A 16,573-nucleotide genomic window follows, 5' to 3' on the forward strand; every position below is an offset into this window, starting at 1 on the left:
TTGGTTCACACCCCGAGGTTGGGGTTGAGGCTGTGTCCTGCCCATGCCCACCAAGCGGTGGCGAGGAGGGCGAGCAGGAGGAGCGCGGCCATGGTGGGGCGGCGCCAGGCGGACCGGGTCTTGACGACGGTGATGATGTCGAAGACGGCGGGGATAATGGCGGCGACGCCCGCCCATTGGAGGACCTGAATGGTGCGCAGCAGCGGAATGTTGCCGAGCAACTCAAGGTTGCCGCCGAGTAGGGCGCTCGCGCCGACACCGATCCACCCGAGGAGGGCGGCGGTGGCACTGAGGGCCCCCAGGCGGGCCAGCCGGGCCGTCCAGGGCAGTCCCGCCGTGCGCTGGTCGCGCCGCCACCGCCTAAGTGCGCCAACTGCCCAGGCCAGCAGCACCAGGGTGAAAGTGGCCAGGCTGGCGAGGAACACCGGAATGAGGGCCTGCTGGGTCGAGGTGAGAGGAAGCAGGGTGAAGGCGGGCCCGACGCCGACGGCCTCGACCTGGCCGTTGACGACCCGGGCGGTGAGGGTGCTGCCGAACCCGTCGGCGTGGGGGTCCTGCCAGGTCCAGGGGGCGATTTCCACGTACTCCCGGTTCTGGGCGAGTAGGTTCCCGTTGGGCAGGGCTTGGATCGTTACCGAGGTGACCCCGCTCCAGGCCGACTGCCAGGTGGTGATGACGGAGCGGCTAAGGAAGTACGTGCCTGCCACCTGGTTGGCGCGCGCGCCGGAGCCCTCTAGGGGCGGGGTGTCGGCGGCGGCGGTCGGGAAGTAGCGGTCGGCAAAGCCCGCCATTAGGTCGGCGCGCAGGGTGGCGGCCGCGTCGCTCCCGCCGCCGTCGTCTACGTAGGAGATGAAGATGCCCACCTGGTCGTCGGGGTAGAGCTCGAACTGGGAGTGGTGGTACCTGAGGTCGCCGCCGTGTTCGACGATGCGGTGGCCGTTGCGGGTGCCGGTGAAGTAGCCGAGCCCCATGCGGGGAGAGTTGGCGAGGTTGCCGAGGGTGTCCGCGCCGAGGGCGGGGGTCCACATTTCCTCCCAACGCTCGGCGCTGAGGATCGCGGGCGAGCGGTCCAGCTGGGCGAGCAGGAAGGCGGCGGCGTCGGCCCCGGAACCGGCCAGGGAGCCGGCGGGGGTGTCGGGAATGAACTCGAAGGGGGCCGATTGCCCGTCAGGGTCGTAGGCGACGGCCAGCGTCTGTGTCGACAGGGGCTGGTCGTAACTGGCGGTGGTCATCCCGGCAGGATTGAGGACGTGGTTCTTCACGTACTCGTGGAAGGGCTGCCCGCTGGCCTGCTCAACGAGGTACCCGGCGAGGGTCATGCCGTAGTTGGAGTAGGCGGGGGTGGTGCCGGGACGATACACCGACACCGGCGGATTGTGGCGGACGTAGTCGGCCAACGCCGTCTTCTGCAGGGCGGGGACGAACATGGTGCTGGTCTCCTCGAAGCCTGCGGTGTGGGTGAGGAGGTGGCGCAGGGTGATCGGCTCGTCATGCTGCTTTTTGAGGGGGAAATCCAGGTAGGTGGCGATGTCGGCGTCCAGGTCGAGCTTGCCCTGTTCGACCAGTTGCAGCACGGCGATTGAGGTGGGGACCTTGGAGATAGAACCCCAGCGGAACAGGGTGGCTTCCGGGTCCACCGGGGTGGCCGGGCGCCCGTTCTCGGCGCGGGTGGCGTAGCCGTAGCCGCGGTTGGTGAGGATCTCGCCGTCCTTGACGACGGTGACAACCGCCCCGGAGGCCTTGCCGTGGGTGAGCACGTCGGGGAGTTTTCCGTCGAGCCAGGCGTCGAGGTCGGCCTTGGTGAGCTCGTGCGTGTCGGGCGGTGCGATGACCGGTGGGGGCGGGGCCGTGGCGGGACCGCCGCAGGCTCCGAGGAGCACCGCGGGGACGAGTATTAGGGCAGCCAGCAGGCGGCGCGGGAAAGTGATGGGCTTCATGCCTCCAGTCTTTCGGGCCGACAGGTGCCGCCGCTAGCAGCGCGGGAGGGAAGCGCGGTTGCGACCAGCGACGCAACCGCGCGGGGCGGCCCCTCCCCCGGCGGGAGGAGACGCCCCAACAAGTGGGGACGCCCCAACAAGTGGGGACGGCCCAACGGTCGACCGCGGGCAGGGCGCCCCACCGCCACAGGCGGGGCCGCGGAGTGACCAGCGGCCCGAGCTCTGGGGGTTAGCGCCCCCCGAACCGCCAGCGGCGCCGTCCCAGCGCCTTCAGGGCGTCCAAGCCCTTGACGGTGGAGGTGTCGATCACCCCGGGGGCCTGCGCGAGCTGCTGGCGGCCGATCAGGATGTCTTCGACCAGGCTGTCCATGCGGGCTAGCACGAGCCCGACTGGCACTTCTTCCCCTGGTTCACCAGCGTTGTATTGGCGGGCGGTGATGTGCCCGGACAGGCCTTGTTCGTTGCCCACGTCGGTGGCGAGTTCGCTCAGTAGCAGCACCACGCCTGCCCGGCTGGTGCGGGAGAGCAGGCGGGCCATCTGGTCGGCGGCGGGTGGGGTGACGGCCAACAGCTGGTCGAGGTCGGCTTCGGGCGAGCTGGCCAACGTCAGTTCGCGAGCCACCACGGCACCGGTGGGCGTGGGCACGACACTCGCCGCAAGGTTCCCCATCGCGCAGAGGGCAGCAACCGCCTCGGCGCTCTCGAACGGGGTGAGCACGACGGCGAGTGCGCGCCGCGCCGGGTCAGGCTCGGTTTCCTCAGCAAGGGAGGCAACTAGGCGGGCAAATTCGTCGTCCAGGTTGTCTTCCATCTGTCTCTCCTAAAGTGCGCCTTTGGTGGACGGTATGCCGTCCACGCGCGGGTCGGGGGCCAGGGCGATACGCAGGGCGCGGGCGAGGGCCTTGAACTGGGCCTCGACGATGTGGTGCGGGTCCCGTCCAGCTAACACCCGCACGTGCAAACAAATTCCCGCGTGCAGGGCCAGACTTTCGAACACGTGGCGGGTCAGGGAGCCGGTGTAGTGCCCGCCAATGAGGTGCAGGGCGTGCGCCTCGCTTTCGCCGCTGTGCACGCAATAGGGCCGCCCCGAGATGTCGACCACTGCTTGGGCGAGGGCCTCGTCGAGGGGCACGAGCGCGTCACCGAAACGGGTGATGCCCTGCTTAGTGCCGAGCGCGCTGCGCAGGGCCTGACCGAGGCAGATGGCGACGTCTTCGACGGTGTGGTGCGCATCGATGTCGATGTCGCCGCTGGCCCGCACCCGCAGGTCGATCAGGGAGTGCTTGGCCAGCGCGGTGAGCATGTGGTCGTAGAAGGGGACGGTGGTGCTAATGTCGGCCTGCCCGGTGCCATCCAGGTCGAGTTCGACGTGTACGGTGGACTCCGCGGTAGTGCGGTCGATGGTGGCGATGCGGTTCACATGCTCTCCTTCAGGGCGGCTTTGAAGGCGGCCATTTCGGTGGGGGTGCCGACGGTCACCCGCAGGTAGCCTGCCGGGCCCACTTGCCTAATGATGATGCCTCGCGCCAGCAGTTCGGTAAAGACCTTGGTTGGCTCGGGCAGGGGGCCAAAAAGTACGAAGTTGGCGTCGGAGTCCAGCGCGTCCAGGCCTTCCGCGCGCAGCCAGTCCACCAGCGCGTCCCGTTCGGCGCGCAGCGCGGCCACCTGACTCATGAGGGAGTCTTGGTGTTTGAGGGCGGCCAGGGCCGCGGCCTGGGTGATGGCGGACAGGTGGTAGGGCAGACGCACCACCGTTAAGGCATCGATGATGGCCGCAGCTGCCGCGCAGTAGCCCAGGCGCAGCCCCGCCGCCCCGAAGGCTTTAGACATAGTCCGGGTGACCACGAGGTGTTCGTAGTCGGCCAGCAGCGTCAGGGCGGAGGGAGTCCCGGCCCGCCGGAATTCCCCGTAGGCCTCGTCAATGACGACGACGGTGGCGGTGGGTGCGCCGTCAACGTCGCGCGGGCCGGAGGCGCGGGTGGCCTCAAGCAGTTGACGGGTCAAGGCCAGATCCTGGGCCGTGCCGGTGGGATTATTGGGGGAAGCTAGCACCAGCAGGCTGGGGCGGTGGCGGGCGAGGAGGTCCTGGGCCCGCGCCAGGTCGACACGGTAGTCGGGGTCGCGGGGCGCCGTGTAGTAGCTGGTGTGGGTGTCGCGGGCGTACTCGGGATACATCGAGTAGGTGGGGGTGAACGATATGGCGGACCGCCCGGGCCCCCCGAAGGCGAGGAAGAGGTGGGTCATCACCTCGTTGGAGCCGTTGGCGGCCCACAGCTGCTGGCCGGGCAGGGCGACGCCCGCCTCCCGCTGGAGGTAGGCCGCCAGCGCGGCGCGCAACTCGCGAAAGTCACGGTCCGGGTAGCGGTTGAGCCCGGTAGCGGCGTGGGCGACGGCGGCAGCGATCTCGGCTACCACTGCGTCGCTGGGGGCGTAGGGATTTTCGTTGACGTTCAGGACGACGGGCACGTCGGGGTGCGGGGCACCGTAGGGCGCCACCCCCTGCAGCTCGGGTCGGAATGGCAGGCGCATGAACTCAGCATAGGGGGCGGGCAGCAAGTCGGGTTTGTTGTTCAATGCGCGGGCGGGAGCGCACTAAAGTGGCAGACATGAGCTACCCCGCCCCGCCGCTGTACTTCTCCACCTACGTCTCGCGTTTTGCCGCCCATCGGGAGCAGCTAGCGTCCCTGGTGCGCCCGGGGGACTACGTCTTCGTCTGCCTGCACATGGGTGAGGAGGCGGCAGCTCCGGACTACCAGGAGCAGGTGGCACACATGTGCCGCACGCTGCACGAGTGGGGGGCCGTCATTTTGGCGGACGTGGCGGGCCGTACCTTGGAGTACTTTCAGGCTCCTGACCTGCTGACGGTCGCCCAGCGCCTGGAGCTGGATGTCGTGCGGATCGACTACGGCGTCGAGGTGGAGCACATTCGGGCCCTGCTGGGCAAGCACCGCTTGTGCATCAACGCTTCGCTGATCGACGAGCGCTGGTTCGAGGTGCTGCGTGCCGACATGTGCGCCACCCACAACTACTACCCGCGCCCCGAGACCGGCCTCGATCTCGAACAGTTGGCGGAGCCGACCGCCCGGCTGCAAGCGGCGGGCCTGGAGGTGCTGTCGTTCATCAGTGGCGAGGGCGAGCTGCGCGGCCCCGTGGGCGCGGGCCTGCCCACCGTGGAGGCCCACCGGCACCTGCCGCCCTACGTGGCGTACTTGGACTTGGCGTTGCGTGGACGGCAGGACGGGATCATCGTCGGCGACTATGCCATCTCCCCCGCCCAGATCGCCCTCATCGCCGACTACCGCGCCACCGGGGTCATCAGCCTGCCCGCGCACCTGGACCAGAGCGTGGCGCAACTAGCCGGACAAGAGGTGACCCTGCGGGCCGACACCCCGGCCGGACTCTTCCGCATCATGGAATCGCGGGAGTACGCCTCCAAGGGCGCCGACGTGCCGGTGGGACAAACCGGGCCGCGCCCCCGCGGCAGCATCACCGTTGACAACCTCACCTACCCGCGGTACACGGGCGAGATGCAGATAATGCGTCGCGACTATCCCGCCGACTCCCGGGTCAACGTCGTCGGCCGGGTCGCCGACGGCTATGAGCTGCTCCTCGACCTGCTCGCCCCCGGGCAGCGCTGCAAGTTCGTTCCCGTCCCCTAGGCGGTCACTGGGCGCGCACCTGCGCGGCGAAGGCGTGGGCGGGCAGGTCTTCGGCGAGAGCCAGGGCGGTCAGCGGCTCAGTCAGTTGCGCCAGGGCCGCGCGCGTGTACTCCACCACCTGCACGGGCTTGAGGTAGGCCAGCACGCTGAGGCCCGCGTCGAAGCGCGCGGTGCCGCCGGTCGGCAGCACGTGATTGGAGCCCGCCACGTAGTCACCGAGCGGCACCGGCGTGTAGGGGCCGACGAAAATCGCCCCCGCGTTGCGAATACGCTCGGCCACCGCTGACGCGTCTGCCGTGTGGATCTCCAGGTGCTCGGCGGCGTAGGCGTTGGCGGTGGCCACCATGGCATCGAGATCGTCCACCAAGACGATGCCCGACTGGGGGCCAGCCAGGGCGGTGGTCACCCGCTCGCGATGCTGCGTGCGCTCCACCTGCGCGGCCACCTCCTGGCGCACCCGCTCCCCCAGCGCCGCACTGTCGGTGATCAGCACCGCGGCGGCGGCCGGGTCGTGTTCGGCCTGCGAGATGAGGTCGGCGGCCACGTAGCGGGCATCGGCGGTGGCGTCGGCGAGGATGGCGATCTCCGTCGGGCCGGCCTCGGCGTCGATGCCGACGGTGCCCCGCACCGCCCGCTTGGCGGCCGCCACGTAGGCGTTACCGGGCCCGGTGACTACGTCGACCGGGGCGCACAGCCACCCCTCCCGGGCCACCGCCTCATCGGCGGGGGTGGCGGGCCGCGCCCCGTACGCGAACATGGCGATCGCTTGCGCCCCGCCCACCGCATACACCTCGTCAACCCCCAAGAGGGCGCAGGCCGCCATGATGGTCGGGTGCACCAGCCCACCGTGCGCCGCCTGCGGCGGGCTGGCCAGCGCGATCTGCTCCACCCCGGCCGCCCGAGCCGCCGCCACATTCATCACCACACTCGAGGGATAGACGGCGAGCCCGCCGGGCGCATACAAGCCGACGCGCCGCACGGCAATCCACCGTTGCCGCACCTGCCCGCCGGGCACGATCTGGGTGACCGCGGCGGGCGGCACCTGGGCCGCGTGGCCAGCCTGCGCGTGGGCACTGGCCAGCTCTAGGGCGGAACGCACCTGGGGATCCAAGTCAGCCAAGGCCGCCTGCAGGGCGGTCGGCGGTACCCGCAGGTCGGTGGGCCGCACCCCGTCGAACCGCTCGGCTGCCTCCCGCAACGCGGCCGCCCCCCGCTCGCGCACATCCGCCAGGACCGGGGCCACCGCTTCGAGGGCCGCCGCCGTGCTGAGGGCCGCCCGGGGCAACCGGGTGGCCAGTTCCGCCGCGGACAACTGACTGCCACGCAGATCCAAAACGTCAAGCATGGCCCAATCCTAAGTGGGACAATGAGGGCCGTGAGCGACTATCCCACAGTGTATGTAAGCGGCGTGATCCGGCTCGGGCAGTTCCTCAAACTGGCGGGCCTGGTGGACGACGGGGCGACGGCCGCGCTCGCGGTGCGCGCGGGCGATGTGCGCGTGGACGGGCAGGTGGAAAAGCGCCGCGGGGCCCAGCTGGCGGCCGGGGCCGTGGTGGAGGTGGACGCCCCCACCGGGCGGGTGGGGGCCGTCGTCGGCCAGACAGCCGAGTAGGCGCGGCTGGCTAGCCCAGGGCCGACGCGCCCAGCAGGGCCTTGACGTCGGCCACGAACGCCGTGGTGCGCTCGACCATGAGGTCTGCCCCCAGTTCGACCAGTGTCTCGCGCCCAGGCTGGGTCACCATGACCCGCACCGGCGAGGAGCCCCGGTGCTGCTGCAGCAACTCCAGCAGCTTGCCGCTGACCTCCTCGGTGCACCGCCGGGCGGGCAACCGCAGGACCACCGGTCCCCCGGCCCCCACCCCCGTGGTGTCCAATATCCGCATCTCGTTGGCGTGCAGCGCGATCGTCTCGTCGCGTTCGGACAGACGCCCCCGCACGGAAATGACGAGGTCGTCGGCCAGCATCGTGCGCACCGTCTCGAAGGTGCGCGGGAAGAAAAGCACCTCGATCGTGCCGGTGAGGTCTTCGAGCGTCACCAGCGCCCACTGGCTGCCCTTCTTGTTGGTTTTCACCTGCATACCGGTCACCAAACCGGCCACGGTCACTACCTGGCCGTTAACGGACTGGCTGGTGCCGGTCTGCTCGGTGCCGTCGTCGGGGGCGGCGGGCTCCAGTTCCCCGATCTCGACGGTGGCGTGGGCCTTGATGAGGCTTTCTAGCCCGTGCAACGGGTGGTCCGAGACGTACAGTCCCAGCATCTCCCGCTCGAACTTCAGTTTCTCGCTCTTGTCCCACTCCGGCAATTCCGGGACCTGGGCCGCAAAGGTCAGGCCCACCTCTTCTTCCCCGCCCAGGTCCCCGAAAAGGTCGAATTGGCCCATCGCCTCGTTCCGCTTGACGGCGATTACCTCGTCGATAAAGTCCTCGTGGCAGGCTGTCAGGGCGCGGCGCGGGTAGCCCATGTCGTCAAAGGCTCCGGCCTTAATGAGGGAGGAAATGGCGCGCTTGGTGCACACCACCGCCGGAACCTTCGACAGGAAGTCGGCGAAAGACGTGAACTTTCCCTTGGTCTGGCGCGTCTCGATGATGGCGTCGACAACGTTGGCGCCCACGTTACGCACCGCGGTCAGCCCGAAGCGGATATCGTTGCCGACGGCCGCAAAGTCGGGCAGCGAGTGGTTGACGTCGGGCGGCAGCACGGTGATGCCCATGCGGTGGCATTCGGACAGGTAGACGGCCAGGCGGTCCTTGTTGTCCTTGGTCGAGGTCAGCAGCGCCGCCATATATTCGGCCGGGTAGTGGGCCTTCATGTAGGCCGTCCAATAGGTCACTAGGCCGTAGGCGGCCGAGTGGGCCTTGTTGAAGGCGTAGGCCGAGAACGGAACCAGCACCTCCCACAGGGTGTTGATGGATTCCTCGGAAAAACCGTTGTCCAGCATGCCCTGCTTGAAGTAGACGAACTGCTCGTCGATGGCTTCGCGTTTCTTCTTCCCCATCGCCTTGCGCAGCACATCGGCTTGCCCCATGGTGAAGCCCGCCAGCTTCCGGGCGATCTCCATGACCTGTTCCTGATAGACGATCAGGCCGTAGGTTTCCTCCAGCAGGGGGCCCAGTGCCGTGGCGAGCTCGGGGTGAATCTGCTCGATCTTCTGCCGCCCGTTCTTGCGCAGCGCGTAGTTGGTGTGGGTGTTGGTGCCCATCGGCCCGGGCCGGTAGAGGGCGCCGAGGGCCGAGATGTCCGCGAAGTTGTCGGGTTTGAGAATCTTCAGCAGCGACCGCATGCCGGAGGAGTCGAGCTGGAACAGGCCGAGCGACTCCCCGCGCGCCAGCAGCGCGTAGGTCTCCGGGTCGTCCAAGCCGAGGCTGTCGATGTCGGGGCGCGGTTTGCCGTTGCGCTCACAGTTATCCAGCGCATCCGACAACACCGTGAGGTTGCGCAGCCCCAAAAAGTCCATCTTCAGCAACCCCAGTTCCTCGCACTGGGGGTAGTCGAACTGCGTGATGACGGCCCCGTCGGAGGGCCGCATCATTAGCGGCACCACCTCGACCAGGGGCACCGACGACATGATGACGGCACAGGCGTGCACGCCCCACTGCCGGGTCATGCCCTCCAGTCCTTTGGCCAGCTCGACGATAGGTTGCATCGACGGGTTTTCGTCCAGGAACGAACGGAACTCCGAGGCCTCGGCGTACCGTTCGTGGCCGGTGTCGAAGATGCCAGTGAGGGGGATGTCCTTGCCCTGCACCGCCGGGGGCATCTTTTTCGTCAACTGATCGCCCACCGAGTAGGGGAAGCCCAGCACCCGGGCGGAGTCCTTCAAGGCCTGCTTGGTTTTGATCACGCCGTAGGTCACCACCTGGGCCACGTGGTCGTGGCCGTAGCGACTCTTCACGTACTCGATGACTTCCTCGCGCCGTCGTTCGTCGAAGTCGATGTCGAAGTCGGGCATCGAGATACGTTCGGGGTTCAAGAAACGTTCAAAGATCAGGCCGTGCTCCAGGGGGTTGAGTTCGGTGATCCCCATGGCGTAGGCCACCATCGACCCGGCCCCGGAGCCACGCCCCGGCCCCACCCGGATGCCTTGGCGCTTGGCCCACTGAATGTAGTCGGCCACCACCAAGAAGTAGCCGGGGAACCCCATCGAGGTGATGACCCCCACCTCGTACTCGGCCTGCTTGGCGCACTCGGCCGGGATGCCCTGCGGGAAGCGTTGGGCCATGCCCCGCTCGACTTCCTTCACGAACCAGGAGTGCTCGTCCTCCCCCGGCGGCACCGGGAACTGCGGCATGTAGGAAGCACCTTCGCGCGTGGTCTTGAACTCCACCTCGCACATCTCCGCCACCAGCAGCGTGTTGTCGCAGGCCTCCGGCAGCTCCGCCCAAGTCCGGCGCATGTCGGCGCTGCTGCGCAGGTAGTAGTCGGAGCCGTCGAACTTAAAGCGATCCGGGTCCGAGAGGGTGGAGCCGGAGTTGATGCACAGCATGGCGTCCTGAATGTCCCGCTCGTCGCTCGTGACGTAGTGCGAATCGTTGGTTGCCAACAGGGGGGCGTCGAGGTGGCGGGCCAACCGCAGCAAGTCGCGCTGCACCCGCCGCTCGATGGACAACCCGTGGTCCATCAACTCCACGAAAAAGTTCTCTTTGCCGAAGATGTCCTGCAACTCGGCGGCCGCCCGCACCGCCTCGTCCCAGTGCCCCAGGCGCAGGCGGGTCTGCACCTCCCCCGACGGGCAGCCAGTGGTTCCGATCAGGCCCCGGCCGTGCCGCTGCAACAGGTCGCGATCGATGCGCGGGTGCTTGCCCAGTTGCCCCTCCAAAGAGGCCGAGGTGCCCATGCGGAACAGGTTGTGCATGCCCTCGGTGGTGCGCGACAGCAACGTGATGTGCGTGTAGGAGCCGCGGGCCGAGACGTCGTCCCCGGCCTGCTGTTGTTCTTTGGTACCCCACAGCACGCGGGACTTATCGAATCGCGAGGTGCCGGGGGTCATGTAGGCCTCCAGCCCAATAATCGGCTTGATGCCCGCCTTTTTTGCTGCCCGGTAGAACTCGTACGCGCCGAAGAGGAACCCGTGGTCGGTGATCGCCAGCGCCCCCTGCCCGAGCCGGGCGGCCTCGGCTACCGCGCGATTTATCTTTGCCGCCCCGTCGAGCATCGAGTAGTCGGTGTGAACGTGCAGGTGAACGAAATCAGAGGCAGCCATAGCGCCTCAGTCTACGGGGTCGCCAGCCGCACCACGCGAGCCATATCGCAGTGCCAGATGCCCGCATCCAGGTACGACTCTCCCGCCAAGCGCTCGTAACCGCACCGCTCGTAGAATCCCACCGCCTGCTCCTGCGCCGATAACTCGACCACCAACAGCCCCGCGGTCTGGGTAGCCCAGCGGCGCGCCGCCGCCTGCTCCAGCCCCGCCACTAGCGCCGCCCCCAGTCCGGTGCCCCGCTGGTCGGCGACCACGGCCAGGCGCCCCAGGTGCACCACGGGTGGGACAGGATCTACTCCCGTGGCCCGGGCCAGGGCCACGGAGTGCGGATGGTCGGGGTGCGGTGGCACGCCGCGCACGCCCGGACCGAGCACCCGGCCCGTCCCGACCGCTCGGCCGTCAGCGCGGGCCACCAGGTGCAGCACGTCCGGGTGGGTGTCGGCGGCGTCTATCTCCTCGTCGACCGGCACCTTTTGTTCCTCCACGAAAACCGCCATCCGCACCGCCCAGGCTTCCTCCAGGCCCGCGCGGTCCGTCACTAGGGTCAGTTCGATCATTGGCGCATCAACTCCAGGGCGTGGACGAGGTCCGGTGGATAGGCAGAGGAGAACTCGACGTAGGTACCGGTGCGTGGGTGAGTGAAGCCTAGCTGCACCGCGTGCAGCCACTGCCGCTCCAGTCCCAGCCGCGCTGCCAGCGTCGGGTCGGCCCCGTACATGGGATCCCCGACGCACGGGTGCCCCACCGCCGCCATGTGCACGCGGATCTGGTGGGTGCGACCGGTCTCCAGATGCACCTCCGCCAGGCAGGCGTGCGGCATGGCCTCCAACGTCTCGTAGTGGGTGACCGAGTGCCGTCCCCCCTCGATGACGGCCATCTTGAAGTCGCGGCTGGGGTGGCGCCCGATCGGGGCCTCAATGGTGCCGACCGAGGGATCAAGCCTGCCCTGCACCAGGGTGTGGTACACCTTGTCGACCGTCCGGTTGCGAAAGGCCCGCTTGAGTACGGTGTAGGCCAGCTCGCTTTTGGCCACCACCATCAGGCCGGTGGTGCCGACATCCAGCCGCTGGACAATCCCCTGCCGCTCCGGCACGCCCGACGTGGAGATCCGGTAGCCGGCCGCGGTCAGCGCCCCGAGGACGGTCGGTCCCTCCCATCCCACCGAGGCGTGCGCGGCCACCCCCACCGGCTTATCGACGACGACAATGTCGGCGTCGTCGTGGATCACCTGCAGGCCGGCCACCGGGGTGGGGGCGATGGCTGGCGGGCGGGGGTCCGGCACCTGGACATCGATCCACGGCACCGCAGGCAGCGGATCGGCTTTGCCGAGCACCCGACCGGCGGCCTGCACTCCCCCAGCCTCCGCGATCTCGGCCACGCGGGAACGCGAGAGCCCGAGCAGCCGGGCCAACGCGGCATCTACGCGCATCCCCACCAAGGCATCGGGCACCGGAAAAGACCGCTCGCTCACGGCGTGGCCTCCTCCTGCCCGCCCACTGCGTCTGGCAGCTGAGCGCCGTCGTCTTCCTGCGCCGCCTGGGCTGCATCCGGCGCAGCGGACATGGTCGGTGCCTCGGTTTTCTGCGGCCCGGTAGGTTCGATGTTGGCCAGCGCCAGGGCCGCCAGGCCAACGGCCGCCAGCACTAAGGCGATATCCGCCACGTTGCCGATAAACCAGTCTCCGTACCGGATGAAATCGACCACGTGACCGCGCAGCGGGCCGGGGGGGCGCACCAATCTGTCGGTCAGGTTGCCCAGGGTGCCACCCAAAAACAGCCCCAGCACCACCGCCCATGCGCGCGACCGCAGGCGTGGGGCCAACCGCACGATGTAGAGGCTGACCACGATCGCCACCACTGCGAAGACCCACGTCAGGCCCGTCGCGAAAGAGAAGGCGGCTCCCGGGTTGAAGTGCAATTCTAGGCCGAGCCAACCGCTGCCCAGCAGGTCGATGCTTTTGTCGGCCCGCAGGGCGCGCACCGCCCACCATTTGCTGGCCTGGTCGGCGAGGTAGACACCGAGGGCCGCCAACCCCAGCAGTGTCACGCAGTGGCGTGGTCGTGTGGCGTGCATTAGCGCTTTCTCCTCACACGCGCAGGGCGGCGACGAATCTCCGTCACCGCCCTAGGCGTGAAATTATCTTGTCGGCTAGCCGAGAGTCGGGCGGTCCAGGTTGCCGTCGTTGACGTGCGCGACCAGGCCCTCCAGGTAGGTCTTCAGCGACGAACGGTAGTCCCGCTCGAATTCGCGCAGCTCGTCGATCTTGCGCTCCAGCAGCGACCGCTCCTGCTCCAGCTTGGCCAGCGTGCGGGAGTGCTGTTCCTCGGCCTCGCGGATAATGCGCTGGCCTTCCACGTGCGCTTCGGCCACCAGCCGGTCGCCTTCCTTGCGGCCGTTGGCGACGTACTCGTCGTGGAGCCGCTGGGCGAGCCGCAGCATGGAGGTGGCCCCCTCCGGGTCCGCCTCGGAAGTGGCGCCAAACGCGGAAACGTCGGGAGTGGTGTCCTTCACGGACGACACCTCGGGCACCACGACAGGTTCGGAGACGTGGATCTCGCCTCCCTGGGACAGTTCCGCGATGCGCCGCTCAGCCGCAGCAAGCTTCTCGCGCAGTTCGTCGTTTTCAGCCGTTACAACACGCAGGGTCTCCGCAACCTCGTCGAGAAAGTCATCGACCTCGTCCTGGTCGTAGCCCTCGCGGAACTTAGTCGGCTGAAACCGCTTGTGCAGCACGTCCTCTGTGGTCAGCAGCGCCATCAAGTCACCTCGAAATTTCAGTTGATGAGTTTCGTGGGCATTGCTGCCCGTTCCTCAACCGTAACCGATCGATGGGCCCCGCACCTAGGTTTCAGCGCCCCAAGCGAGCTAAGCCACAATTTGGTCACGATTGATTCGTTCAGTTTTCAGGCCAGCGCCCGCAACACGTTCGCCAACAGCGACAAGCCAAAGAACAGGGCGATAAAACCGAGGTCGAGGGCCACCGGCCCCAGGCGCACAGGCGGGATCAGGCGGTTGACCAGGCGCACCGGCCGGTCGGTCAGTAGGTAGACCAGGTTGGCCGCCACCAGCAACAAACCGCGCGGGGCGAAGCGGGGGTTGGCAAAGGCGATCCAGTCGAGCACAACCCGCCCCAGCAAGACAAACAGGTACAACGAAATGAGGACGGCACCAGCCGACGCAAGCCAGGACAATTAGCTACTTCCTACCTAGCGCACCCTCGACGGACACGTGCGGCGGCGCAATCAGATAGACCAGGTCTGTGATCTTTATAACCCGCCCGTTGACCCCGGCTGCTAGCCCGAACGCAAAGTCCGTCAATCGCTGCACCATCTGGTCCGAGGCGAACGACAGGTTCAGGATGACCGCGCTGCCCTCCCGCACGGGCTGGCAGATGGGCTGCAGCTCAGAGTCGACGAACTCCCGGGGAGAGACGGTGTGGATCCGCTGCGAGTCGTTTTGCAGTTCCGGATGCAGGGGCGCCACCTCGGCGAAGGGCTCTTCCTCGTAGTCGTCGTCATAGACCATGTCCACCTGGGAGTCTTCGTAGTCGTACTCCGCCGGGCTGGTAAACAGCCCCTTTACCTTTTGCAGGCGAGACATTTCGACACTCCTCGGATCGGGCACGATTGAATGCCTTCACGTTATCGGGATTGGCAGGCCGACGGGGCCATTTGTCAACCGGCGTGTTGCACAACCGTGACCAAAGCCTGGCGGCCGGTGCGGCTGGCCCGCCGGTAGGAGTAAAGCTCCTCATCTTCGCGGGTACAGCGCGGATCGCAGTAGGCCACCGCTACTCCCAAGCGATCCAGCTCGCTCACCACCCCGGCCCGCAGATCCAACGCCGGGGTGCCGCGGCGGCTGGTGCAGGCCAAGGAGGGCAGCTGCGCGACCGCGGCCGCCGCCATGTCGCCCGGCACCTCGTAGCAGGAACCGCAAATGGCGGGGCCCACCACGGCGGTGAGCGCCTGCTCCGGGCGGCGGCGGCGCGCGGCCCGGATCGTAGCCTCCACTACCCCCGCTAGCAGACCGGCCCGGCCCGCGTGGATAGCGGCCGCCAGGCTGCCGTCGGCGGCCAGCAGGCCGATGGGCACGCAGTCCGCGACGACGACGGCGGGCGCGAGTTCAGGACCGCACAGCAAGGCATCGGCCCGCGGTGCCGTGGTGGCGCTGCCGCACGCCACGGTGGCACCATGCACCTGCTGCATCCATGCCAGGTCCTTGCCCGCGAGACGAGCCAGTCGGGCCCGGTTGGCTGCCACTGCCTCCGGGTTGTCGCCCACATGGTCGCCGAGGTTAGCTCCACCGCCTGTCGGCGCCGCGAAGTCTCCTTGCGACCGCCCACCTGGGCGGGAAGTCAGCAACACGAAGCCGCCGGGCAGATCGAGGCGAACCGTCCCGGCGGCAATCGTGCGCAGCATCAGTTCCCGGAGAGGAAGTCCGGCACCTGGATGTCGATGGAACGCGGCCGCTGCTGCACCGGCGGGTAGGGGGCGGGGGCCTCCGTCGGCGGCTGTTCCTCCACCGGCACCTGCGGCACCACTGGCTGCCCCTCATCGCCACTGGAGATGATCACAGCGTCGTCCTCGATCCCGATCTCCTCCACCGGCGGGGGCACGATGGGCACCCGGTGCTGCGGGTGCCGCGGCGCAGGCGCCGGGGCGGGAGGCACTTGTGGCACGGCGTGCGGCGGGATCGGCGCCAAGTGTGGGCGGCTCGGGATCGGCACGACGCTGTCCTCGCGTTCCCGCGCCGGGGAGGTGGGGTCGAAGCCGGCCGCGATAACCGTGATGCGCAGCTCGTCGCCCAGGGCGTCGTCGGTCACGTGCCCGAAGATGATGTTGGCCTCGGGGTGCGCTGCCTCCTTGACGAGGTTGGAGGCCTCCTCGATCTCGAACAGTCCGAGGTCGGAACCGCCTTGGAAATACAGCAACACGCCGTGTGCCCCGTCAATGGAGGCCTCCAGCAGCGGCGAAGAAATTGCGGCCTCAGCTGCGGCCTGCGCGCGTCCCTCCCCGGAAGCCGCCCCAATCCCCATGATGGCGCTGCCCGCGTCCTTCATGACGGAACGCACGTCAGCGAAGTCGACGTTGACGTCCCCGGGTGTCGTGATGAGGTCGGTGATGCCCTGCACACCGGACAACAACACCTGGTCGGCAGTCTTGAAGGCCTCGACCATCGAGATGGAGCGGTCGGCGATCTCCAACAGGCGGTCATTGGGGATGACGATGAGGGTGTCGACTTCTTCGCGCAGCGCGTCAACACCGGACTCGGCCTGCTCTGCCCGGCGTCGCCCCTCGAAGCTGAAGGGCCGGGTCACCACCCCGACCGTGAGCGCCCCCAGGGAACGGGCAATGCGCGCCACAACCGGTGCCCCCCCGGTGCCGGTGCCACCGCCTTCCCCGGCGGTGACGAAAACCATGTCGGCGCCCTTGAGTACCTCTTCGATCTCCTCCGCGTGGTCCTCGGCAGCCCGCTTCCCGACCGACGGGTCAGCCCCCGCGCCCAGCCCGCGCGTGAGCTCCCGCCCCACTTCCAGCTTGACGTCGGCGTCGCACATCAGCAGCGCCTGGGCATCGGTGTTGATGGCGATGAACTCCACGCCCTTCAACCCCTGCTCGATCATGCGGTTGACAGCATTGACGCCCCCACCACCGATGCCGACGACCTTGATCACTGCCAGGTAGTTCTGTGGTGCCGCCATCGCGGTTTCCCTTCGTTTTGCTTCCGCCAACCTTCAACCTCTAGCTGAGGGTTGATTTTATGCCATTTCCGACTA

At 68.1% G+C, this 16,573-nt stretch carries 16 protein-coding genes; 2 read left to right on the plus strand and 14 right to left on the minus strand.

What is annotated here, in order from left to right:
- Positions 1-5: 5 nt before the first annotated feature.
- The 4 genes from BSZ40_RS06610 to BSZ40_RS06625 all read right to left on the minus strand — a co-directional run bounded on the left by BSZ40_RS06610 (position 6) and on the right by BSZ40_RS06625 (position 4,466).
- The gene (locus BSZ40_RS06610; protein WP_073824473.1) at positions 6-1,937 is read right to left on the minus strand and encodes a serine hydrolase domain-containing protein; all 1,932 of its coding nucleotides are present in this window, start codon (positions 1,935-1,937) and stop codon (positions 6-8) included.
- A gap of 229 nt (positions 1,938-2,166) precedes the next feature.
- A complete protein-coding gene (locus tag BSZ40_RS06615; RefSeq protein ID WP_073824475.1) occupies positions 2,167-2,748 on the minus strand; it encodes a hypothetical protein in 582 nt (193 codons plus the stop codon).
- 9 nt (positions 2,749-2,757) lie between these two features.
- The gene (gene hisB / locus BSZ40_RS06620; protein ID WP_073824476.1) at positions 2,758-3,357 is read right to left on the minus strand and encodes an imidazoleglycerol-phosphate dehydratase HisB; all 600 of its coding nucleotides are present in this window, start codon (positions 3,355-3,357) and stop codon (positions 2,758-2,760) included.
- Entirely contained in the window at positions 3,354-4,466 is a 1,113-nt protein-coding gene (locus BSZ40_RS06625) for a histidinol-phosphate transaminase (protein WP_073824662.1), read from the minus strand. Before BSZ40_RS06625 ends, hisB begins: the two co-directional genes overlap by 4 nt.
- Before the next feature lie 77 nt (positions 4,467-4,543).
- On the opposite strand from BSZ40_RS06625, the gene BSZ40_RS06630 reads away from it, so the two are divergent.
- Positions 4,544-5,596, plus strand: coding sequence for a MupG family TIM beta-alpha barrel fold protein (locus BSZ40_RS06630; RefSeq protein WP_073824663.1), 1,053 nt, complete (start codon positions 4,544-4,546; stop codon positions 5,594-5,596).
- 4 nt (positions 5,597-5,600) lie between these two features.
- Here BSZ40_RS06630 and hisD read toward each other — a convergent pair whose 3' ends face one another.
- Positions 5,601-6,941 carry a histidinol dehydrogenase gene (gene hisD, locus BSZ40_RS06635; protein ID WP_073824478.1) on the minus strand — a complete coding sequence of 447 codons (1,341 nt, stop codon included), beginning with the start codon at positions 6,939-6,941 and terminating at the stop codon, positions 5,601-5,603.
- A gap of 21 nt (positions 6,942-6,962) precedes the next feature.
- Here hisD and BSZ40_RS06640 point away from each other — a divergent pair, with 21 nt between their 5' ends.
- The gene (locus BSZ40_RS06640) at positions 6,963-7,208 is read left to right on the plus strand and encodes an RNA-binding S4 domain-containing protein (RefSeq protein ID WP_073824480.1); all 246 of its coding nucleotides are present in this window, start codon (positions 6,963-6,965) and stop codon (positions 7,206-7,208) included.
- Positions 7,209-7,218: 10 nt separating this feature from the next.
- Here BSZ40_RS06640 and dnaE read toward each other — a convergent pair whose 3' ends face one another.
- The 9 genes from dnaE to ftsZ form a co-directional block, all read right to left on the minus strand.
- Positions 7,219-10,797: a DNA polymerase III subunit alpha gene (dnaE, locus tag BSZ40_RS06645; protein ID WP_073824482.1), complete on the minus strand. Its 3,579-nt coding sequence runs from the start codon at positions 10,795-10,797 to the stop codon at positions 7,219-7,221.
- A gap of 11 nt (positions 10,798-10,808) precedes the next feature.
- Entirely contained in the window at positions 10,809-11,354 is a 546-nt protein-coding gene (locus BSZ40_RS06650) for a GNAT family N-acetyltransferase (protein ID WP_073824485.1), read from the minus strand.
- On the minus strand, positions 11,351-12,268 hold the full coding sequence (locus tag BSZ40_RS06655) for an RluA family pseudouridine synthase (RefSeq protein ID WP_124851018.1): 918 nt from the start codon (positions 12,266-12,268) through the stop codon (positions 11,351-11,353). Before BSZ40_RS06655 ends, BSZ40_RS06650 begins: the two co-directional genes overlap by 4 nt.
- Complete coding sequence (locus tag BSZ40_RS06660) at positions 12,265-12,870, minus strand: signal peptidase II (RefSeq protein WP_073824487.1); 606 nt, start codon at positions 12,868-12,870, stop codon at positions 12,265-12,267. The genes BSZ40_RS06655 and BSZ40_RS06660 overlap by 4 nt, the downstream gene beginning before the upstream one ends.
- A 75-nt stretch (positions 12,871-12,945) precedes the next feature.
- Complete coding sequence (locus tag BSZ40_RS06665; protein WP_073824489.1) at positions 12,946-13,554, minus strand: DivIVA domain-containing protein; 609 nt, start codon at positions 13,552-13,554, stop codon at positions 12,946-12,948.
- 146 nt (positions 13,555-13,700) lie between these two features.
- Complete coding sequence (locus BSZ40_RS06670) at positions 13,701-13,988, minus strand: YggT family protein (RefSeq protein ID WP_073824491.1); 288 nt, start codon at positions 13,986-13,988, stop codon at positions 13,701-13,703.
- A gap of 4 nt (positions 13,989-13,992) precedes the next feature.
- The gene (locus BSZ40_RS06675) at positions 13,993-14,397 is read right to left on the minus strand and encodes a cell division protein SepF (RefSeq protein WP_073824493.1); all 405 of its coding nucleotides are present in this window, start codon (positions 14,395-14,397) and stop codon (positions 13,993-13,995) included.
- 74 nt (positions 14,398-14,471) lie between these two features.
- On the minus strand, positions 14,472-15,215 hold the full coding sequence (locus BSZ40_RS06680) for a purine nucleoside phosphorylase YfiH/LACC1 family protein (RefSeq protein WP_073824495.1): 744 nt from the start codon (positions 15,213-15,215) through the stop codon (positions 14,472-14,474).
- Positions 15,215-16,498, minus strand: a complete 1,284-nt coding sequence (gene ftsZ / locus BSZ40_RS06685; protein ID WP_073824497.1) for a cell division protein FtsZ — start codon at positions 16,496-16,498, stop codon at positions 15,215-15,217. Before ftsZ ends, BSZ40_RS06680 begins: the two co-directional genes overlap by 1 nt.
- Positions 16,499-16,573 lie beyond the last annotated feature (75 nt).

Source organism: Buchananella hordeovulneris (genome assembly GCF_001907235.1).
Lineage (GTDB): Bacteria > Actinomycetota > Actinomycetes > Actinomycetales > Actinomycetaceae > Buchananella > Buchananella hordeovulneris.